The 21,384-nt window shown below is 71.2% G+C and carries 14 protein-coding genes; 7 read left to right on the top strand and 7 right to left on the bottom strand.

What is annotated here, in order from left to right:
- Positions 1-73 precede the first annotated feature (73 nt).
- Positions 74-1,228: a tRNA dihydrouridine synthase DusB gene (dusB, locus tag AOQ37_RS31595; protein WP_062649417.1), complete on the top strand. Its 1,155-nt coding sequence runs from the start codon at positions 74-76 to the stop codon at positions 1,226-1,228.
- Positions 1,229-1,338: 110 nt separating this feature from the next.
- On the opposite strand, the gene AOQ37_RS31590 is transcribed toward dusB, so the two are convergent.
- The 3 genes from AOQ37_RS31590 to AOQ37_RS31580 form a co-directional block, all read right to left on the bottom strand.
- Positions 1,339-3,075 carry an alkaline phosphatase family protein gene (locus AOQ37_RS31590; protein ID WP_062649546.1) on the bottom strand — a complete coding sequence of 579 codons (1,737 nt, stop codon included), beginning with the start codon at positions 3,073-3,075 and terminating at the stop codon, positions 1,339-1,341.
- Between the two features lie 724 nt (positions 3,076-3,799).
- A complete protein-coding gene (locus tag AOQ37_RS31585) occupies positions 3,800-5,749 on the bottom strand; it encodes an amylo-alpha-1,6-glucosidase (protein ID WP_062649415.1) in 1,950 nt (649 codons plus the stop codon).
- Positions 5,746-7,494 carry an MGH1-like glycoside hydrolase domain-containing protein gene (locus AOQ37_RS31580; RefSeq protein WP_062649413.1) on the bottom strand — a complete coding sequence of 583 codons (1,749 nt, stop codon included), beginning with the start codon at positions 7,492-7,494 and terminating at the stop codon, positions 5,746-5,748. The genes AOQ37_RS31585 and AOQ37_RS31580 overlap by 4 nt, the downstream gene beginning before the upstream one ends.
- 120 nt (positions 7,495-7,614) lie before the next feature.
- On the opposite strand from AOQ37_RS31580, the gene AOQ37_RS31575 reads away from it, so the two are divergent.
- From AOQ37_RS31575 to AOQ37_RS31560, 5 genes are all read left to right on the top strand, one after another.
- On the top strand, positions 7,615-8,838 hold the full coding sequence (locus tag AOQ37_RS31575; RefSeq protein ID WP_107085345.1) for an ROK family protein: 1,224 nt from the start codon (positions 7,615-7,617) through the stop codon (positions 8,836-8,838).
- 508 nt (positions 8,839-9,346) lie between these two features.
- Positions 9,347-12,094 (top strand): pyruvate, phosphate dikinase, encoded by a 2,748-nt coding sequence (gene ppdK, locus AOQ37_RS31570; RefSeq protein ID WP_062649409.1) that lies wholly within the window; start codon positions 9,347-9,349, stop codon positions 12,092-12,094.
- Between the two features lie 277 nt (positions 12,095-12,371).
- A complete protein-coding gene (locus AOQ37_RS41530; protein ID WP_078890445.1) occupies positions 12,372-12,800 on the top strand; it encodes a hypothetical protein in 429 nt (142 codons plus the stop codon).
- A gap of 64 nt (positions 12,801-12,864) precedes the next feature.
- On the top strand, positions 12,865-13,551 hold the full coding sequence (locus AOQ37_RS31565) for an ABC transporter ATP-binding protein (protein ID WP_062649544.1): 687 nt from the start codon (positions 12,865-12,867) through the stop codon (positions 13,549-13,551).
- The gene (locus AOQ37_RS31560; RefSeq protein ID WP_062649407.1) at positions 13,548-15,848 is read left to right on the top strand and encodes an FtsX-like permease family protein; all 2,301 of its coding nucleotides are present in this window, start codon (positions 13,548-13,550) and stop codon (positions 15,846-15,848) included. Before AOQ37_RS31565 ends, AOQ37_RS31560 begins: the two co-directional genes overlap by 4 nt.
- A gap of 61 nt (positions 15,849-15,909) precedes the next feature.
- On the opposite strand, the gene AOQ37_RS31555 is transcribed toward AOQ37_RS31560, so the two are convergent.
- From AOQ37_RS31555 to AOQ37_RS31540, 4 genes are all read right to left on the bottom strand, one after another.
- Entirely contained in the window at positions 15,910-16,914 is a 1,005-nt protein-coding gene (locus tag AOQ37_RS31555; RefSeq protein WP_062649405.1) for an alpha/beta fold hydrolase, read from the bottom strand.
- Positions 16,915-17,051: 137 nt separating this feature from the next.
- A complete protein-coding gene (locus tag AOQ37_RS31550) occupies positions 17,052-17,516 on the bottom strand; it encodes an excalibur calcium-binding domain-containing protein (protein WP_062649403.1) in 465 nt (154 codons plus the stop codon).
- 180 nt (positions 17,517-17,696) lie between these two features.
- A complete protein-coding gene (locus AOQ37_RS31545; RefSeq protein ID WP_062649401.1) occupies positions 17,697-18,665 on the bottom strand; it encodes an SMP-30/gluconolactonase/LRE family protein in 969 nt (322 codons plus the stop codon).
- A 187-nt stretch (positions 18,666-18,852) separates the two neighbouring features.
- Complete coding sequence (locus tag AOQ37_RS31540) at positions 18,853-20,010, bottom strand: alkaline phosphatase PhoX (protein WP_062649399.1); 1,158 nt, start codon at positions 20,008-20,010, stop codon at positions 18,853-18,855.
- Between the two features lie 238 nt (positions 20,011-20,248).
- Here AOQ37_RS31540 and AOQ37_RS31535 point away from each other — a divergent pair, with 238 nt between their 5' ends.
- Positions 20,249-21,187 (top strand): oxidoreductase, encoded by a 939-nt coding sequence (locus AOQ37_RS31535; protein WP_062649396.1) that lies wholly within the window; start codon positions 20,249-20,251, stop codon positions 21,185-21,187.
- Positions 21,188-21,384 lie beyond the last annotated feature (197 nt).

Genomic DNA, 21,384 nt, shown 5'->3' with positions numbered 1-21,384 from the left:
AACTAATGGTCTCTACATGAAGTAAAGAGGAGCGGGAGGCGGGGCACGCCGTCCCATGCGTGACAATGGGTGGATGCCCACGACCGCGCCCGCGCAGAACGCGACCCTCCGGATCGGCCCGCACACCGTCACCCCGCCGGTCGTCCTGGCCCCCATGGCCGGGATCACCAACGCTCCCTTCCGGACCCTGTGCCGGGAGTTCAGCGGCGGCAAGGGCCTGTTCGTGAGCGAGATGATCACGACCCGGGCGCTGGTCGAGCGCAACGAGAAGACCATGCAGCTGATCCACTTCGACGCGACCGAGAAGCCGCGCTCGATCCAGCTGTACGGCGTCGACCCGGCCACCGTCGGCAAGGCCGTCCGCATGATCGCCGAAGAGGGCCTCGCCGACCACATCGACCTGAACTTCGGCTGCCCGGTCCCCAAGGTGACCCGCAAGGGCGGCGGCTCCGCACTCCCCTTCAAGCGCCCCCTGCTGCGGGCGATCCTGCGGGAGGCGGTGAGCGGGGCCGGCGACCTCCCGGTGACGATGAAGATGCGCAAGGGCATCGACGACGACCACATCACCTATCTCGACGCCGGCCGGATCGCCGTCGAGGAGGGCGTCACCGCGATCGCGCTGCACGGCCGCACCGCCGCCCAGCACTACGGCGGCACCGCCGACTGGGAAGCCATCGCCCGCCTGAAGGAACACGTCCCGGAGATCCCCGTCCTCGGCAACGGCGACATCTGGTCGGCCGAGGACGCGCTGCGCATGGTGCGCGAGACCGGCTGCGACGGCGTGGTCGTCGGCCGCGGCTGCCTCGGCCGGCCGTGGCTGTTCGCCGACCTCGTGGCCGCATTCGAGGGCCGCACCGAGGCCATCGCCCGCCCGTCCCTGCGCGAGGTGGCCGACGTGATGGTCCGGCACGCCACCCTCCTCGGCGAGTGGATCGGCGACGAGCCGCGCGGCGTCATCGACTTCCGCAAGCACGTCGCCTGGTACCTCAAGGGCTTCGCGGTCGGCTCCGAGATGCGCAAGCGGCTGGCCATCACCTCGACCCTCGCCGAACTCCGGGCCGGTCTCGACGAACTGGACCTCGACCAGCCCTGGCCCACCGGCGCCGACGGCCCCCGGGGCCGCACCTCCGGCAACAACAGGGTCGTGCTGCCGGACGGCTGGTTGAAGGACCCCTACGACTGCGCGGGCATCAGCGAGGACGCCGAACTGGACACCTCCGGCGGCTGACGCCCCCGAGGGCGGCGAGCCACCGGAGGACGCCGGGCGGCCGCGGGACGCCGGGCGGCCGCGGGACGCCGGGCTGTCGGAGGACGCCCGGCCCGCGGCCCGGCGGCGTCTCAGCCCGTCGTCGGGTGCGGGGTCGAGCCGTACGCCGTCAGGAACTTGTCGCGGAAGGAACTCATCTTCCACACCGGGGCGTCGTGGGCCGGCTTCAGTCCGTCCGTCCAGTTCCAGGCGGCGATCTTGTCGAGGACCTTCGGGTCCTTGGCGACGATCGAGACCGGCACGTCCCGGCTGGCGTGGTTGCCGCTGACCCGGCTTATCGGCTGGTGGTCGCCGAGGAACACCAGGACGGTGTCGTCGGTGCCGTAGCGCTCCATCCACTGGGTCAGCGCGGTCACCGAGTACTGGATCGACCTGCCGTACTCCTTCTTGGACCGGTCGGAGTCCGCGATGACGTCGGACGCCTTCTCGCCGTCCGCCTCGATGCCCTCGAACACCGAGCCGTCGCCGAGCTCGTCCCAGCTGACCATCTTCGGGATCGGCGCCCAGGGCTGGTGGCTGGAGGTCAGGATGATCTCCGACATCAGCGGCTTGTCGCGGTCGGCGCGGCCGTGCTCCAGCCGCTGGAACGCCTCCAGGGCGTACTGGTCGGGCATGGTCGACCAGCTGAACTTCGGCCCCTGGTAGCCCATCTGGAAGGCGTTGTAGACCTTGTCCAGGCCGTAGAACCTCTGCTCGGGCCAGCCCTTCTGCACGCCCGGCATGATGCCGACCGTGTCCCAGGCGCCGGTCTTCTGGAACGCCTTCGTCAGGGACAGGTGGTCGCTGTTCATCGCCGTCCGGTACCGCTGCTGGGTGTCGACCCACAGGCCGGACAGAGTCGTCGAGTGGCCGAGCCAGCTGCTGCCGCCGTACGTCGCCGAGGTCAGCCAGCCGCTCTTCGCGCTGAAACCGGCCTTGGCCAGCGCCGCCGTGCTGGTGTCGAGGGTCGCGTCGACGCCCGGCGCGATGCCGGCATCCTCGACGGCGCTGCGGCCGTAGCTCTCGATGAAGGCGAAGATCACGTCCTTGCCGCGCAGATCCGGCACGAGCTGGGCGGCCGGGGTGGCGCCGAACGTGTCGCTGCGGGCCACCTTCCCGAACGTCGCCTCGTCCTGGAGGGTCGCCCGCACCCGCCTGGCCTCGGAGGTGAGCGTGTTCACGACCTGGTCGGAGGCGACCGGCAGACCGGCGAACTGGACACCGAGGACGGAGCAGGTGATCCAGACGGTGCCCGCGATCAGCGTGCCCCGGGTCGCCCGCCGGGTGTCGCGCGTCAGGATGTCGCTCAGCCGGACCGTCGCCAGCGCCATGACGGCCAGGATCAGCACGATGAGCAGGACGAGCCCGATCGACGCGGCCAGCGCGACGGTCCCGCCCATCGAGTCCGCCACGTACGACCGCGCGTCGTCCAGCAGCGTCCAGTCCAGGACCAGGTCGAAGTCACGGCCCAGGTACTCCACGAACTGCATGTCGAGCACGTTCAGCACGGTCAGCGCGCCGAGAGCCGCGCCGGCCAGCGCCGCCAGCGCCACCCGGGGCCTGCGCGGCAGTGCCAGCAGCGCGGCCGCGCCGATGATCGCCTCACCCGGCAGCCGCACGAACCGGCTCGGCTGCACCGCGAAGAGACGATTCGGCAGCGACAACGCCCCGAAGACGAGCACCAGCGAGACGACGGTCACGGTCCACCACACCACCCGGGCGACCCGCGGATACCGCTCCCGCCACGCACGCCAGTGGGCGACCCGCGCCCGGAATCCCCGGGGAGCGGGACGCGCGACGCCGTCGGCCCGACCGGCGTCGTCGGACACACCTGGGGCGGCGGGATCGGTGAGGCCGGCGTCCTCGGCCGGTCCGGCGGGGTCGGTGGGCGCGTTGGCCCCGGCCGGTCCGGCGGGGTCGGTGGGTTCGCTGGCCTCGGGCTCGCCCGCCTCGGTGGGTTCGGTGGGGTCGGGTTTGCCGACCTCGGTGAGTTCGGTGGGCTCGGCCGGTCCGGCGGGGCCGGTGGGTTCGGGTTTGCCCGCCTCGGTGAGTTCGGTGGCGTCGGCGGGCGAGGGGTCGTCGGCCTGGACGGGTTCGCCGGGCTTGCCCTCGGCGTCCGGATGCTGCGACCGGCCCTCGGGCGGGACGGTCTCCGCCGACGCATCGTCCGCCGACGGGGCTTCCGCCGAGCGGATCTCCGCCGACGGATCGTCCGCCGGCCGGGCTTCCGCCGAGCCGGTCTCCGACGAAGAGGACTCCGGCGTGGGGGAGTTCTGCGAAGGAGACGTCGGCCGGGTCGGCGGTTCCGCGGGCGTCGGGGTGTCGTCCTCGGGGTCCTGCGGGGTGGGCAGCTGGGATGAGCGAGTGGTGACAGGCACCCGAGGGTCCTTCCGTACGAAGCCCGGCGGTTCGGGGGATCCGGCATGGGGCCGGATCCGCCACAGTTTCGTACGGCCTGCCGTCGGCTCGCGTTCAGTCCCCCTCGGCCAGCGCTCGGCAAACACCACGCAAACGTCACGCCAAGCGACCGGACCGGGGCCGGACCAGGGGAGGTTACGCGCCCCCGACCGCCGTGAGCAGCGCCAACGGGGCCGCCGCCGAACGGGACTCCCGTACACACGCGTGCGGGTACGGTACCGGCTCCGCGTGCGTGTCACGGCCGTAGCCCGCGAGCACCTCGGGAAGACGGTGCCCGGTCGCCGTCGCCGCGTCGACCAGCGCGTGCGCGACCGTACGGGCCTCGTCGTGCAGACCGTAGCGGGCCAGACCCAGCGTGATCAGCGCGTTGTCGTGCGGCCAGACCGAGCCGCGGTGATAGGAGAGCGGGTGGTACGCCGGCTGTCCGGACGCCAGCGTGCGGACGCCCCAGCCGGAGAAGAAGTCCGGTTCGAGCAGCCGCCGGCCGACGAGCTCCCCGTACTCCTTGTCCAGCAGACCCGACCAGAGCAGATGTCCGGCGTCCGAGGCGAGCGCGTCGACCTGCCGGCCCTCGCCGTCCAGGGCGAGCGCCGGGAAGGAACGCTCGCGCATCCAGAAGTCCCGCTGGAACCGGTCCCGCAGGTCGGCGGCCGCCTGTTCCAGCAGGGCCGCGTACTTCTCGTCCTCCCACACCGTGCGCGCCACCCACGCCGTGCGGCGCAGCGCGTCGTACGCGTAGCCCTGGGCCCCCGCCGCCATCACCGCCCCGGTCGCGCGGGTGCCGTCCGCGGAGCAGATGGCGCCGGGGGAGTCCTTCCAGTTCTGGTTGGCCAGACCGCCCTGGTCGGCCCGGTACACCAGGTAGCCGCGGGAGGTGAGCCCGCCGTGGTCCAGCATCCAGCCGACCGCCGCGCGGGCGTGCGACTCCAGCCGGCGGGCCAGCGTCACGTCCCGGGTCCGCTCGACATACGCGCCGAGCAGTACGAGGAACAGCGGGGTCGCGTCCACCGAGCCGTAGTAGCGGCCGTACGGGACCTGCCCGAAGTGGGCGAGCTCGCCGTGCCGCACCTCGTGCACGATCTTGCCGGGCTGGGACACCGTCCGCGCGCCGGTCTCGGTGGCCTGGGCCGCGGCGAGCGCGAGCAGCGTGGCGGCGGCCGGGCGGGTCCGGTAGGGGAGGGCGAACAGCGAGGTGAGCAGGGCGTCACGGCCCAGCAGGGTGAGGAACCAGGGGGCGCCCGCCGCCGGGACGCGCAGTTCCTCGCCGTCCGGGCCGGTCGCCTGGACCTGGAGCGAGGCCAGGTCCGCGAGACCGCGCGCACAGGCCGCGGCCAGCTCGGGCCAGCCGGTCGGGAAGGCCACGCCCTCCACGAACTCGCCCTCGCGCGCGAGAAGTTGCCCGGTGACGGAGGCCGGGGAGCGGGGCACCCGCAAGGTCCGTTTCTCACCGTGCGGCCGGGCCATCACCCGCAGGGTCAGCTCGGCGGAGCCGTGCGGTTCCAGTTCCAGCTTCCACACCAGCCGACGGGCGCCGGTGCCGGTCTCCTCGACGCCGTCCGGCACGGGCTCGGCCGTCACCGTCGTACAGGACTTCCACTCGCCGCGCCGGTAGGTGAACTCCACGCCGTCGTCGAGGACCTGGCGGCGGCGGACGACGCCGGTCTTCGCGTACGTCCGGTGGTCCGAGCGCAGTTCGAACTGGTCGGTGAAGTCGGCGTCGGCGGTGACCGCGAGGCGGACCGTCGTCGGCACCGGCCGGTTGCTGACGACCCGCAGCGATTCCACGAACGAGCTGTCGCCGACGGCCTGTTCACGGAACAGCGTGCAGGACGGCGGCTCGTTGCGGCCGCCGCGCGGGACGAGCACACACCGTGTGGTGTCCCCGTCCGCGACCGGCGAGAGCACCTCCGGTACGGCGCCGTCGACCGTCAGCTGCCAGCGGCTGAGGTGCCGGGCGTCCCGTACGAACAACCCCTCGGGGGATCCGTCGGCCACCCCGGAGCCCCGTACGCCACTGATGTCCCCGCGGTCGCCCACGGCGGCGAACGTCCCGCCGTACACGAGCAGATGATGCCGGTCCGTCATCCCCGGTCCCCTCCCTTGAGAGCCGTGATAGCCGTGCCGGCTGCCGGGGTTCCCGGGCCGGCCATGACACCAGTGCCTGACGTGGTGTCGTCGTGCAGCAGGTCGAGCGTGAGCGCGGCGGTCCAGCTGAAGCCGGTCGCGCCGCAGGCCTCGCCGGTGTACGGGTCGACGTACTCCGCGAAGTCGGAGGTGTCCGCGGTGTCCAGCACGGCCCGGCGCAGCGCGTCCGCGTCGGCCTGGTCGCCGTGCAGCCTGAGGCCCCGTTCGAGCAGCCAGCTCGTGTTGAACCAGGCCGGGCCGCGCCAGTAGCGGTGCGGGTCGAAGGCCTCGCCCAGCAGGTCGTAACTGGGCACGAGGCCGGTGGTGGCGCCCAGGCCGAAGTGCGGGCCGCGCAGCGTGCGGACGAGCGCGGCGGCCACCTCGCGCGGCAGGCCGGGCAGGAGGAGGGGGACGAGCCCGGAGACCCCCCGCTCGGGGATCAGGGCGCCGGTGAGCGGGCGCCGGCCCGGGTCCGGGTCCCCGCCGCGCAGGTCACGGCAGAAGAACATGCCCTCCGCCGGGTCCCACAGCCGCTCGACGAGCGCCGCCGTGAGCCGCTCCGCGCGCGCGTGCCGGGCCGTGCCGGTCGCGCCCAGCTCGACCGCGATGCGCGCGAGGGCGTGCTCGGAGGCGATGAGCAGCGCGTTGAAGGCGGGATCCTCTACGGCGAACTCCACGCCCCCGACGCCCTGTCCCCCCGACCCGGCCCCGCCTCCCCGTACTCCTCCGCCCCGCCCGCTTCCGTCCCGCGCTCCGCCTCCCCGTACTCCCGCGTCCCGTACTCTCGCGTCCCGTACTCCCGCGTCCCGTACTCCCGCGTCCCGCGCTCCGGCGTCCTGCCCGCTGCCGTCCCGCCATGTCATATCCACGGATTCCGGCGTCTCGTCGCCGTCCCGCACGGCGCCGTCGCGGTATCCGCCGTCCCGGTACTCCGTGGCCAGCCGCACGTACCGGCCGTAGTCCAGGTCCGTCGGACGGTCCTCCGGCGCCCCGTGGTCCAGGTCGGCGCGCCGGAAGGAGCGGGCCGGGGCCGGGGTGACCCGGGCGAGCGGCGCGTCCCAGCTCGGCGCGTTGTCCATGCCCTGCTCCCACGGATGGACGACGGACACCAGCCCGCCCCCGCCCAGGTCGCGGCGGTGCAGCAGATAGCGGTGCCAGGCGGCGAGCCTCGGGTACACCCGGGTGAGGAAGCCGCGGGCGCGCGAGAGTCCCGGGTCGGCGCAGTGCACCAGCCAGGCCGCGAGCGCGTGCACCGGTGGCTGCACGATGCCGGAGGTCTGTACGGTGCGCGGGGCGCCCGCAGCGCGCCCCGCGGTCGAGGAGCGCCAGAAGTCCGGGCTCGGGAAGTACGCGTCGAGCGGTACGGAGGGGTTGAACACGATGTGCGGGACGCGCCCGTCGCCCCACTGGGCGTCCAGCAGCGTCTCCAGCTCCGTCTGCGCCCGGCGCGGCGAGACGTGCCGCAGGCCGATGGCGACGAAGGCCGAGTCCCAGGACCACTGGTGCGGGTACAGACCGGGGGAGGGAACCGTCGACGTCCCCGTCCAGTTGCCCGCCAGTACGTCCGCCGCCCTGCGGCGCAGAGCCGCGAGGTGCGGGGCCCCCGGTGCCGGGGCTCCGAGCTGCGGCGTACCCGGCGGAGCCGCCGGATCGTATGCAACGGCGTACTCCGCCGGGCGGGCGATGAGCTGGGCGGTGCGATCCACTCGGGGCTCCCCGAAGACGACAAGGCCGACCGGTTCGGCAACGGCTACCGTAGGGTTACGTCTATTTAACACGCAAAACTCAATATGTAATGCAGGCTTGAGAAACACAAGGGGGTGCGCATGACGGGACGAGGTCAGGCCAGCGCCGGAGATCTGCTCGAACTGGTGCGCAAGGGACGGGCGACGACACGTGGTGCCCTCCAGCAGGCCACCGGCCTCTCCCGCGCCACCGTCGGCCAGCGGCTGGACCGCCTGTTCCGCGCGGGCTGGCTGCGCGAGGGGGCCGGCGGCCCGGTCGACTCCCCGCTGGGCGGCCGGCCCTCGATCACCCTGGAGTTCGACGACGCCCACGCCGTCGTCCTCGCGGCGGACCTGGACACCCGCCACGCGCGGGCGGCCGTGCTGACGCTGACCGGGGAGATCCTGGCCGAGCACGGCGGCACGCTGGTCATCGAGGACGGGCCGGACGCGGTGCTCGGCGAGCTGGGCGGCTGGTTCGCCGAGCTGCTGGAGAAGGCGGGTCACCGGCCGGACGAGGTGTGCGGCATCGGGCTCGCCGTGCCCGGCCCGGTCGACAGCGAGACCGGCCGGGTCGTCCAGCCGCCGATCATGCCCGGCTGGGACGGCTACGACATAAGGGGCCGGCTGTCCCGCGCCTTCACCGAACGGACGGCGGGCGGGACCGCGGGCGGATTCGGGGGCACGGTGTCGGTCCCCGTCCTCGTCGACAACGACGCGAACCTCATGGCGTACGGCGAACAGCGCACCGGATACGCCGACTGCTCGGCGTTCGTGCTGGTCAAGGTGTCGACCGGGATAGGCGCGGGGGTCGTGGTCGACGGCTCGATCTTCCGCGGCATCGACGGCGGCGCCGGCGACATCGGGCACATCCGGGTGGGCGCGGAGGCGCTGTGCCGCTGCGGTTCCTACGGCTGTCTCGCGGCGGTCGCCAGCGGCGGCGCCGTGGCGCGCAGACTGGCGGAGGCGGGTGTCGCGGCGTCGTCCGGCTCAGATGTGCGCGATCTGCTCGCGGCCGGTCACCCTGAGGCGGCCGCATTCGCCCGTGAGGCGGGCCGTCGGGTCGGGGACGTCCTGGCGACCGTCGTGACCCTGCTGAACCCCGGGGTTCTCATGATCGCCGGAGATCTGGCCGGAACCGCCTTCCTCACGGGCGTGCGCGAACTGCTCTACCAGCGCGCGCTGCCCCGCTCCACCGCTCATCTGGACGTGGTCACCTCGCGGCTCGGGGAGCGGGCGGGCCTGGTGGGGGCGGGTGCGCTGGTCGTGGAGCACCTGTACGCGCCGGAGCGGGCCGAGGAGCGGTTGCTGGCGCTCGGGGTGTGAGGCACGCTCGTTGTGACGGGACCCCGGGACCCGCCGGATGCCCGGAATCCCCGCTCATGGTCGTGTGACGAGCAGGTTTCCACTCCGGGACAGGTCATCGAGAGCGTCCGCATGGTGAAATCGGGGCGCTCGCACAAGGCTGATTCCAGCGTGATTCTCGCCACCCCTGAGGGGCTCAGTGCTCAGATGAGCGTTTCAAGAGCGACTGCACTTCTCCAAGGGGTGGCACTCAGTGCCACCCCTTGATCGTTCATCGATCGAAATCAATCGTGCCGCACAGTGCTCATCTGAGCGTAATGTGGGGCATGTGAGAGGCGTTCGGGAGGTGCTTGCGTTCAAGAAGTGAAAACATTCGTGAGCGTGCGCTTGCCAAGCCTTGACTTTCGATCCGCTGGCGGACGGTTGGTTACGGGCACATGACGCGCGAGTGGACGTACCCAGGAGCCTTCGATCTGGGTATGTTCCTGGCCGTCAGGGCAGCCACCGCGTCCTCGAGGAGTCGAGACCCGTGTCGGAAAACAAAGATCTCCAGGTAGCCGAGCAGGCCGCGACCGTTGAGGGCGTGAAGTTCGTCTACGACTTCACCGAGGGCAACAAGGACCTCAAGGACCTCCTCGGCGGCAAGGGCGCGAACCTCGCCGAGATGACCAACCTGGGCCTTCCCGTCCCTCCGGGATTCACCATCACCACCGATGCGTGCAAGGTCTACCTCGACAGCGGCGAGGAGCCGGCGGCACTGCGTGACGAGGTGAGTGCGCACCTCGACGCGCTGGAGCAGCGCATGGGCAAGAAGCTCGGCCAGGCCGACGACCCGCTGCTGGTCTCGGTCCGCTCCGGCGCCAAGTTCTCCATGCCCGGCATGATGGACACCGTCCTCAACATCGGTCTCTCCGACAAGTCCGTGCAGGGCCTCGCCAAGCAGGCCGGCGACGACCGCTTCGCCTGGGACTCCTACCGCCGGCTGATCCAGATGTTCGGCAAGACGGTCCTCGGCGTCGAGGGCGACCTCTTCGAGGACGCGCTGGAGGCCGCGAAGACCGCCAAGAAGGTCACGGTCGACACCGAGCTGGAGGCCGCGGACCTCAAGAAGCTGGTCACCCGCTTCAAGAAGATCGTCAGGACCGAGGCCGGCCGCGACTTCCCGCAGGACCCGCGCGAGCAGATGGACCTCGCCATCCACGCGGTCTTCGACTCCTGGAACACGGACCGCGCGAAGCTCTACCGCCGCCAGGAGCGCATCCCCGGCGACCTGGGCACGGCCGTCAACGTCTGTTCGATGGTCTTCGGCAACCTCGGCCCCGACTCGGGCACGGGCGTGGCGTTCACCCGCGACCCCGCCTCCGGCCACCAGGGCGTCTACGGCGACTACCTCCAGAACGCCCAGGGCGAGGACGTGGTGGCGGGCATCCGCAACACCGTCCCGCTCGCCGAGCTGGAGTCGATCGACAAGAAGTCGTACGACCAGCTGATGCAGATCATGGAGACGCTGGAGAACCACTACAAGGACCTCTGCGACATCGAGTTCACCATCGAGCGCGGTCAGCTGTGGATGCTCCAGACCCGCGTCGGCAAGCGCACGGCGGGCGCGGCCTTCCGCATCGCCACCCAGCTCGTCGACCAGGGCCTGATCGACGAGGCCGAGGCGCTCCAGCGGGTGACCGGCGCCCAGCTGGCCCAGCTGATGTTCCCGCGCTTCGACGAGGACGCGAAGGTGGAGAAGGTCGGCCGGGGCATCGCGGCCTCGCCCGGCGCGGCGGTCGGCAAGGCGGTCTTCGACTCGTACACGGCCGTCAAGTGGTCCCGCTCGGGCGAGAAGGTCATCCTCGTCCGCCGGGAGACTAACCCCGACGACCTGGACGGCATGATCGCGGCCGAGGGCATCCTGACCTCGCGCGGCGGCAAGACCTCCCACGCGGCCGTGGTGGCCCGCGGCATGGGCAAGACCTGTGTCTGCGGCGCCGAGGAGCTCGAGGTCGACACCAAGCGCCGCCGGATGACGGTGCCGGGCGGTCACGTCGTCGAGGAAGGCGACCTGATCTCCATCGACGGTTCGAGCGGCAAGGTCTACCTGGGCGAGGTCCCGGTGGTCCCGTCCCCCGTCGTGGAGTACTTCGAGGGCCGCATGCACGCGGGCGCCAACGACGCCGACGAACTGGTCGAGGCCGTGCACCGGATCATGGCGTTCGCCGACCGCAAGCGCCGGCTGTGGGTACGCGCCAACGCGGACAACGCCGAGGACGCGCTGCGCGCCCGCCGCTTCGGAGCCCAGGGCATCGGCCTGTGCCGCACGGAGCACATGTTCCTCGGCGACCGCCGTGAGCTGGTCGAGCGCCTGATCCTCGCGGACACGGAGGCCGAGCGCGACGAGTCGCTCAAGGCCCTTCTGCCGCTCCAGAAGCAGGACTTCGTGGAGCTGTTCTCGGCGATGGACGGCCTCCCGGTCACGGTCCGCCTCCTGGACCCGCCGCTGCACGAGTTCCTGCCCGACATCACCGAGCTGTCGGTCCGCGTGGCCCTCGCGGAGTCCCGCCAGGAGCCCCACGAGAACGAACTCCGGCTCCTCCAGGCCGTCCACCGCCTGCACGAGCAGAACCCGATGCTGGGCCTGCGCGGCGTACGCCTCGGGCTGGTCATCCCCGGCCTGTTCACGATGCAGGTACGGGCGATCGCCGAGGCCGCGGCCGAGCGCAAGGCGGCGAAGGGCGACCCGCGCGCGGAGATCATGATCCCGCTCGTCGGCACGGTCCAGGAGCTGGAGATCGTCCGCGAGGAGGCCGACGCCGTCATCGCGGAGGTCGAGGCGGCGACCGGCGTCCAGCTGAAGCTCTCCATCGGCACGATGATCGAGCTGCCGCGCGCCGCGCTGACCGCCGGCCAGATCGCCGAGGCGGCGCAGTTCTTCTCCTTCGGCACGAACGACCTGACCCAGACCGTGTGGGGCTTCAGCCGCGACGACGTCGAGGCCTCGTTCTTCACGGCCTACCTGGAGAAGGGCATCTTCGGCGTCAGCCCCTTCGAGACGATCGACCGGGACGGCGTGGGCTCCCTGGTGAAGCTGGCCGTCGAGGCCGGCCGCGCCACCCGCCCCGACCTGAAGCTCGGCGTCTGCGGCGAGCACGGCGGCGACCCGGAGTCCGTCCACTTCTTCCACGAGGTCGGACTCGACTACGTCTCCTGCTCGCCGTTCCGGATCCCGGTGGCGCGGCTGGAGGCGGGCCGGGCGGCTTCGCAGTCGGCGGGCAGCGACCACCGCTGACGCCCCGGAAGCCCCGGAGCCGCCGCCGGTCCCCGACCCTCACCGATCGGCGACGGCCCCGGCGCACCAAGGAGGACGGCACCCTGTGCGGGGGTGCCGTCCTCTTGCGTTCCCCGCCTCCGTGGTGGGAGGAGTGGCCCCTTTACGGCGACGTGGCCGGAAGTCGACCGCCTGATGTGATGGTTGTGGGGCGATTGATCGTTTCTGTCAACTTACGCGCCGCTACAGTCCGTTACTCAGGGCGATGAGGGCATCGCCGATGGTTACGGAGGCGTGGATGAAGCGGGTAGCGCTCGGCTTGGCTGCGGTTGGTCTCATGTTGGGCGGGGCGGTGGCGGCATCGCATTCGCCGGTGGAAGGAACACTCCCAGCCTTTGCGTCAACAGGGGTCGAGTTCAGCGGGGGGAAGTACAAGTTCAACCGGCCCGGGGTCAATCATGGCGCCTTTGAGTGGCGGGGACAGCTCAAGGACACGTCTTCCGTTGACGGTCACAACGTCTACGCCGAGGTCAAGGTCCAAGGCCACGACTGGGTCCGCTATTACGGCAAACAGGGGCGCGCTGTTCGACTGCACGAGTCCAATTGGGATGGGGCGCAGCGGTACACGGCAAAGGCGGGTTTCCGAGTTTGTCGAGACCGCGGCGCCCTCCGCCCGAACAACTGTGCACCGACGCGTATTTATACACACGACTGGGACCGTGGCTGAGCTTGTCCGGCTCCCCGAGCCCAGGTGTATCCACCTGGGCTCGGGCTTCTGATTGGGGAATGAGATCAATACGTCAGAAGTTCTATCCGCCAAGGCAGTCGACCTCTTTTACGGTGAGACACCGGCTGTCCTAAACGCAGATATCTCCTTGGGTCGGGGAGACATCGTGGCAATCACCGGTCAAAGCGGTTCAGGTAAATCGTCACTACTGTACTGCCTGGCCGGAGTGTTGCCGGCGGCCCGTGGTGAAATCTGCTTCGAAGGGCGCTCGTTCAGCTCCCTAAATGACGAGGAACTCAGTGCCATTCGCAGGGAGCGCTTCGGATTCGTATTCCAGTATGGTGAACTCCTCCCGGAGCTAACTGTCGAGGAGAACGCCGCCCTGCCGCTGCGCCTGGCTGGGCAGCGCAAGTCGGAGGCCTTGACCGCTGCTGGCGAGGTGCTGGGACGGCTAGGGCTTGCCGAACTTCGGCAACGACGGCCTTCGCAAGTGTCCGGCGGGCAGAGCCAAAGAGTGGCCGTCGCACGGGCGCTGGTGCACCGGCCTGCCATTGTGTTCGCCGATGAACCCACGGGTTCGCTCGACAGCGGCAATGCCGCGGCTGTACTGGACGAATTCCTCAGCCTGGCGCGGTCTCAGGGCACAGCTGTGGTTCTCGTGACGCATGACACGCAAGTAGCGGCTCGAGCCGACCACCGCTACATCATGTGCGATGGTGTGCTCACGGCTCAGGTTCGGGAAGCATCGTGAAGGAACTTCTGCTGGGCTTGCGGTTGCTGTTGGGTAGCGGTCGCGGCAACCGTGTGCGCTTTCTGCTCATGACGGTCGGAAGCGCGATTGGTGTTTGTTGTCTGGCCGTCGTATTGGCTATTCCAGGCATTCTGTCTGCACAAGATGCCCGCAAGGCGGCTCGCGAGCCGGACTGCTCGAATGGGCGGGGCGGCTGTCCGTCATCAGCGAGGAAGACACCTGGTCTGGCCCTCACCCGACTGGACCCCTACGGTTCCGAACCCCTGACGCGGATCTTTGTCGCTCAGACAGGCGGGCCGATCGCTCCGCCACCGGGCCTGCCTCAACTTCCCGGGCCGGGTCAGGTGTTCGTATCTCCTCGGTTGCACGAGATGATGGGCAGAGATCCCGGGCTTGCTCAACTGGTGCCGGGCAAAGAGGTCGGCCTCATCTCGGCACAGGGGCTGGCCCAACCCGATGAGCTCTACGCGTACGTCGGCGCCAGACCCGACCAGCTCAAGGGGGGCGGTCACCTGTCGGAGTTCGGTGGGAAGTGGGCGCGCTTTCCCACCGTGGAACCCTCCACGCTCGACATTCTGCGCTTCACCCTGGCCGGTGTCGTACTGCTGCCGCTGGCGGTGTTCCTTTCCGTGTGCGCCCGGCTGTCCGCCGCCTCCCGTATGAGGCGGTTGGCCGCGCTGCGGCTGCTCGGCTTGAGCAGAAAGGGAACGCAGCGCGTCAACGCGGCCGAGACCGTCGCTGCCGCATTGCTGGGTGCCGTCCTCGGCCTGGGTGCCTACTGGGTCGTCAACCAACTGGTCGCGCGGACGGGACTGCCCGGGTTCAAGTGGTACCCGGCCGATGGCGCGTTGTCCGGGACGGCACTGCTCGTCTGTCTGGTGGGTTGTCCGGCGCTTGCCTGGTTCGTGGGCCGGGTCGGGGCGAAGAAGGCCGCGGCCGACCCGCTGGCCGTGCGGCGCAGCGCCGTGGAGAAGCCGCCGCGCCTGTGGGGCCTGCTTCCGCTCGTTCCCGGACTGGGCATCGTCATCGGATACTGCGTGGCCGGCGCGACGGGGAACGTGCCCACGGACACGTCGTTCTCCGCGATCCTGATGCCGCTCGCCGTCGTGCTGGTCGGTACCGGCCTCGTGCTGTCGTTGCCGATCCTCTCGCGCGCCCTGGCCCGGACGGTTGCCCGTGCCACGAGTTCGCTGTCCCTGGGGCTCGCCATGCGGCGCAACGAAGTGGAACCGGGCGGTGCTCTCCGCGTGGCGACCGGCCTGGTGCTGCTGGTCTACGCGGCGTCTCTCACGCAGGGAGTGCTCATCGAGCTGGATCAGGTGTCCAAGAACACCTCGCCCGTCCAGCCCTACAGCATGGCGCTCGATGACGTTCCCCGGCACAAGGAGCGGGCTCTCACCGAGGTTCCGGGCGTCCGCAGTCACATGATCGAGGCGCCGTCGTGGACGGACGCCGACAGCGAGGACCAGACGAGCATCAGTGCCGTGATCGCCACCTGCGGTCAGTTGCGCGGGATGGCGTCCGGGGTCGAGAACTGCGTCGAGGGACGTCCGGCACGGCTGCTGGTCTCGGGGCACGTCTACGACGAGGCCAGCGAGCCGGGAAGCAGCTTCCCCTTCCGTCTGCGCGACGCCGAGGGCAAGCGTCGGGTCGTCAAGGTGCGGGTGCCGCTTCAGACGATCAAGTACCACGACGACACCGCGGCGCAGATGGTCGGCAACGGCGCCGTTCTGATCCCGCCCTCGTACTTCCCCGCCGGTTTCCGTCCCGAGGAGCGGGCGACTCTCAGGCTTCTCAGCAGCTCCGCACCGCAGACCGTGCGCTCTGTACTCGAAGGCATCGCGGGGGTCGACCCGACCATCGAGGTGGAGACGGACGGCGTGGATGCCGCCGCTCTCCAGCAGATCACCGTCATCAAGACGCTTCTCGGCGTAGGCATGGTCCTGGGGCTGATCATCGGCGTGGCGGCCTATCTGGTCGCCGCCACCGACCGGGCCGTGGAGCGCAGACCGCAGGTCACCGCCCTGTCGTTGCTCGGTGCGAGGCCTCGGACGCTGCGGGCGGTTCAGGTCGCGCAGGTCGTGCTGCCGCTGGTGGTCGGGCTCGTGCTCGCGGTGGTGACCGGGAAGATGGCGGAGTCCAGTTACCTGGTGACCGGCGGCGGGGCCGTCTTCTGGGACGGTGCGGGGCTGCCCTTGCTCGTTGCTTCCGCGCTCGGCGTCGTGGTGGTCGCCGCGCTCGGTGCGCTGCCGCTGGTGGGGCGTCGTATTGATCCTGAGTTGATTCGGCGCGATTGATTTTCGGAGGGGGTGGGTGGAGGGGCGGCGTCCTGGGGGAGGGCGGCGCCCCTTGGCGGGGTCAGGGGGGCGGGAGGGTGGAGAGCCAGGTGGTCAGGAGGTGGGTGGTCTCCTCGGGGCGTTCCTGTTGGAGCCAGTGGCCGCAGTCTTCGAGGATGTGGGCGGCGGAGAGGCCGGGGAGGGTGCTGGGGAACGCCTCGATCGCGGCGGCCAGCCAGGTGGTGGAGGCGTCGAGTGCACCGCCGACGAACAGGGACGGCTGGGTGATCGGGGCGCCGTTGAAGGGCGTGAGGTCCGCCCAGTCGCGGTCCAGGTTGCGGTAGCGGTTCAGGGCGCCGGTCAGGCCGGTCCGCTCGAACTCCGCGGCGTAGAAGTCGAGATCGGCCTCGGTGAGCCAGGAGGGGAGTTTCCCGGAGGGGAAGCGGTCACGCAGCTCTCCGCCCCGGGTGACGAAGTGGGGGTCCGGGGACCCCGCCGCCGGCATGGTGTCCGCGGACAGGGCGGCGTAGAAGCCCGCGAGCCAGCCCCGTACGTCGGGTTCGATCTCCGCCTCGGCGCGGCCGGGTTCCTGGAAGTAGGAGACGTAGAACTCCTCCTCCCCGCCCGTCGCGTCCGCCCCGCCCAGCTGTGCGAAGACCTCGCTCGGCAGCGGGCCGCCGGGTGGGGTGTAGGGGACGCTCAGCAGACCCACCGCGTGGAAGACGTCCGGGCGCAGCAGGGCGGAGTGGGCCGCGATCGTCGCGCCCCAGTCGTGGCCGACGACCGTCGCCGACTCCTCGCCCAGGGCATGCACGACCGCCGCGTTGTCCGCCACCAGTTCCCGCATGCGGTACGCGTCCGGGGCGCTGGGCTTGGAGGAGCGGCCGTAGCCGCGGACGTCGATGGCGGCCGCGCGGTACCCGGCCGCGGCCAGTGCAGGCAACTGGTGCCGCCAGGAGTACCAGGATTCGGGGAATCCGTGCACGAGCAGGACCAGCGGGCCCTCGCCCTGTTCCACCACGTGGATCCGGCCCGCGGGCGCGGGGACCGAGCGGTGCTTCGCCTCGTTCGCGGTCTGCCGGTGCATCGCCCCTCCATGACTCGGGATCGTTCCGAGGACGAGGTCGAGCATGCGGGCCGGGCGCTCACGTCGCGAGTTCTGTTGCCGCTTCGGCAAATCGACGGGGGTGTGCCGCGTTCTCCGTTTCTCAGCTCATCCGCGTCCTATTCGCAGGCGACACCGTCGCCGTCGCGGTCCAGGTGGCGGCCGTAGCCCGGGTCGCCCACGCGGACCGGGGCGGCGCCGGCGGCGCGGGCGGCCGTGCAGTTGTCGTAGTAGACGCCCGCGGAGTCGGCCGAGTCGGCCGAGTCGTCCGTGGTGCCGGAGTCGTTCTGGTCCGCCGCCGGCTTCGCCGTGACCGTCACCTTCACCTTCACCGTCTCCGTCGCCGTGGCGGTCACCGTGCCCGCGGGTTCGGGGACGGCGGTCTCCGTCGTCGTGGCGGTCACGGTGACCGTGGGGCGCGGGGCGGCGGAGGCCGGCTCGGCGTCGTCCGTCTTGTCGCCGTCGGCTCCGCCGATGCCCACGCCGATGAACAGGGCCAGGGCGAGGGCGGGCAGTACGTACCGCTTCCTGGCCCACCGGGGACCGGGGTTCCGGGTGGGTGCGGTGGTGTACGGGTTGCTCATGTGCGTCCCCCCGAGCTGTGGTGTGAGGGGACGACGGTATGGACGTTTTCCGTGCGGTGTGAGAGGTGTGGCCGTTCTGTTACTTTCTGTGCCCGGGAGGGAGGGAGGGAGGGAGGGAGGGGGAGCGGGCGGCACTCGTCGGCGAACGAGAGCCGCCCTCCGCAAGGGGTGGACGGTGTGTCAGATCGATACCGCTACCGCGGTGAACGTCGTCTCCGGGACCTGTGGGCTGGTGAAGCGCGCGTTGACCAGGTACAGGCGGTTGCCGTAGCGGGCGGCCGTGGTGGGGACGTCGAAGCGGGGGTCGGTGATCGTGCGGGTGAGGGTGGCGGTGGTCGCCGTGCGGTCCAGGGCCCAGACGCTGATCAGGTTCAGGCGGTTCTGGACCACGTACAGCGTGCGGCCGATGCGGTACAGGCCGTCGCCGTTCACCACGTCCGACGCGCCGACCAGCGTGATCCTCGTGGCGTGGCCGGTCCTGAGGTTCACCCGGTACAGCTCGCCCGGGGTGCTCTTGACGACGATCAGCCCCCGGCCGTCCGGTGTGCCGACGATCCCGTTGGCGTTGTTCACGCCGGGCAGCTGGACCCAGTCGCCGGTGAGCGGAAGGGCGCGGATCCCGCCGGCGGTACGGCCGCGCGGGACGCCGTACAGCACGGCGTCCCGGGAGTCGGTGAACCATGCGCGGTCGCCGAGCAGCGTCACGTCGTTGATGAAGTGGCCAGTGGCAGACGTGAGTTGGTGGGTGGTCAGCAGTTCGCCGGTACGGGAGTCGATCACCCGCGCGACCCCCGTGCTGCCCGCCACGTACAGCAGGCCGTCGTGGTCGAGCTTCAGGCCGACCGCCACCTGGCCGGTGCCGCCCGGGTGGAGGACCGTGCCCTCGCCGGTGCGCAGGTCGGTGCGGAGGATGCCGCCGTCGGCGCGGGAGCCCTGGTAGGCGTACGGCTTGCCGCCGATGGCGATGCCCTCGGGGAGCCAGCCGTCGGGGAGGGCGTATTCGGTCGGCCAACTTGCTTTGGAGGAAGAGGAGTTGTCGGCCGCGGTGGCGGGGGTCGGGGTGGCCGTCAGGGTGAGGGCGGCCAGGGCCGCGCCGCCGAGTACGGTGCGGCGGGACGGGGTGGGGGCCGGCGGGGGAGCGGGGGTCATGGTTACGTGCCTCCGTGAGTGGGGTGCGGGCGGCGAACGGCGTAACACTGCCGGTGGTGCCGGCGCCGGGCGTGGCGCCGGATCCGCCGGGGACTTCCTTGGCGGGTAACGAGCCGCCGCCCGACCGCGTTCCTCCGTTCCGCTGTCGAGTTCCTGTCAATCCCGAAGGGCCTGTTCGAGGGTGCCCCTAGCTCCGGAAGGGGCCCTTCACCTCGTAGGTGATCCCGCCCGACGAGCTGCCGCTGGTGCCGCGCTGGCTGGAGAAGTACAGGTGGGTGCCGTCGGGCGAGAAGGCCGGGCCCGTGATCTCGGAGGCCGACTGGCCCTCGACGCGCAGGAAGGGTGCGACCACGTCGTCGGGGGCGATGAGGCAGATCTCCAGGTTGCCGCCGTCCTCCGCCACGAACAGGTCGCCGGAGGCGGAGCCCGTGACGTTGTCCACCCCGGTGAGGGGAGCCGTCCCGGACGTCACCAGCGAGTCGTCGTAGGCGAGTTCGAGCGTCTGGGCGGCCGCGTTGTACTGCCAGACGCGGTTGTCGCCCTTCGTGGTGAACCAGCAGGTGTCGTTCGCGTAGTGACAGCCCTCGCCGCCGTTGAAGCGCTTGGCGCCGGAGACCTGGTTGCGGGTGGCGGTGGCACCGGTCGGGTCGGGCACCGGCGACCAGGTGACGGGGCCGCTCGTGGCCGTGCCGGCCACGAGGACCTCCAGCGTCCCCGAGGACAGGTCGCCCCAGCTCGTGGGCCGGAACCGGTAGAAGCAGCCGTCGGTCACGTCCTCGGTCAGATAGATCACCTTGCGGACCGGGTCGGTGGCCGCCGCCTCGTGCTTGAAGCGGCCCATCGCGTCCCGGCGGACCGCCGCCTTCGTGCCCCAGGGGTCGGTCTCGTAGACGTACCCCCGGTCGACCTCCTCGCAGGACAGCCAGGTGTTCCACGGGGTCTTGCCGCCCGCGCAGTTCTGCCGGGTGGAGGACAGGATGCGGTACGCGGCCGTGATCGTCCCCGTCGCCGAGAACTTCACCGCGCTCGCGCCGCCCGACGGGTTGATCTCCGAGTTGGAGACGTAGATCCAGCCCGTGCCGTCCGCGTAGCAGGCGCCGCCGTCGGGGGCGCTGTGCCAGGTGTACGACGTCCCGGACACCGTCTGGCCGGAGCGGGCGATCACCCGGCTGGTGAAGCCGCTCGGGAGCCGGATGCCGTTGGCGTCGGCCGTGCCCAGTGCCCCGTACGGGCCGGTGCCGGGCTGGGCCGGGGCGGCGTGGGCGGCGCCGCGCCAGAGGGTTCCGCCGAGTACGGCGGTGGAGCCGCCGATCGCGGCCGCACGCAGGAAGGTACGACGTTCCACGCTCACTCCTGGGGGTGGTGTGGTGAACCTGCCCGTACGCCGGTCCCGGCGACAGGGTCGTTCCGTGGTCGTTCAGTGGTCGCGCAGTGCTCGTTCACGGGTCGTTCGAGGGTCGTGCGCTGCCGAACGCTAGAAGCGCAGGGTAGCCATGCCGTGGACATGTCGTAACGGGGAGATGCGGGGTGGGTGACCGGGAGCGTCGTAGGCTGCCCAGGCACACCGCGAGGAGAGGACGGCCATGTCCGGCTGGAGCGCGCACGACATCCCCGACCAGCGTGGTCGCACCGCTGTCGTCACCGGCGCCAACAGCGGGCTCGGACTCGTCACCGCGCGCGAGCTGGCCCGCAAGGGGGCCCGGGTGGTGCTCGCCTGCCGGAGCGAGCCGCGCGGGCGGGCGGCCGTGCGACGGCTGCGCGACGAAGTGCCGGCCGCGGAGGCCGAGCTGCGACTGCTCGACCTCGGGGACCTCGCCTCCGTACGGGAGTTCGCGGACGCGCTGCCGTACGACCGGCTCGACCTGCTCGTCAACAACGCGGGCGTGATGGCGATGCCGTACGGCACCACCGCCGACGGGTTCGAGACGCAGTTCGGGGTGAATCACCTCGGGCACTTCGCCCTCACCGGACTGCTGCTGCCCGCGCTGCTCGCCGCGCGGGGCCGCTCTCCCGAGGCGCGGATCGTGACCGTGTCGAGCATGGCCCACCTGCTCGGCAACATCGACCCGGACGATCTCAACTCCGAGCGCGGGTACCGCCGTTGGATCGCCTATGGACGTACGAAGACCGCCAACCTGCTCTTCACGCACGAGCTGGCGCGCCGACTCGCGGCGGCCGGGGCCGAGGTCGTCGCTGCGGCCGCGCATCCGGGGTACGCGGCGACCAACCTCCAGACGGCGGGACCGCGCGCGGAGGGCCGCCCGGTCGCCGAGCGGCTGATGGCGCTCGGCAACCGGGTCTTCGCCCAGTCCGCCGAGGCCGGTGCGCTGCCCGCCCTGTACGCGGCGACCGCACCCGGGGTCCGCCCGGACTCGTTCACCGGGCCGTCCCTCGCGATGTGGCGCGGGGCGCCCGCGCCGTCACGGCGAGCGCCCTGGACCCTGGACGACCGGGCGGGGGAGCGGCTGTGGACCGCCTCCGAGCAGCTGACCGGGGTCTCCTACGAGGCGCTCAAGGGCTGAGCCCCGGCAACTCCTCCGCCGCCCACCGCGGCCACCGTCCCTACCTGACTGGCCCCGCCGCGCACTGGGCTTCCCGGTTGTGCCCGCCGCGCACTGGGCCTCCCGGTTGTGCCCGCCGCGCATTGGGCCTCCCGGTTGTGCCCGCCGCGCACTGGGCCTCCCGGTTGTGCCCGCCGCGCACTGGGCCTCCCGGTTGT

Origin of the sequence: Streptomyces maremycinicus (genome assembly GCF_001184025.1) — a bacterium.
In the GTDB taxonomy this organism is placed as follows: Bacteria; Actinomycetota; Actinomycetes; order Streptomycetales; family Streptomycetaceae; genus Streptomyces; species Streptomyces maremycinicus.
This window is presented reverse-complemented; position numbering and strand designations above follow the sequence as displayed.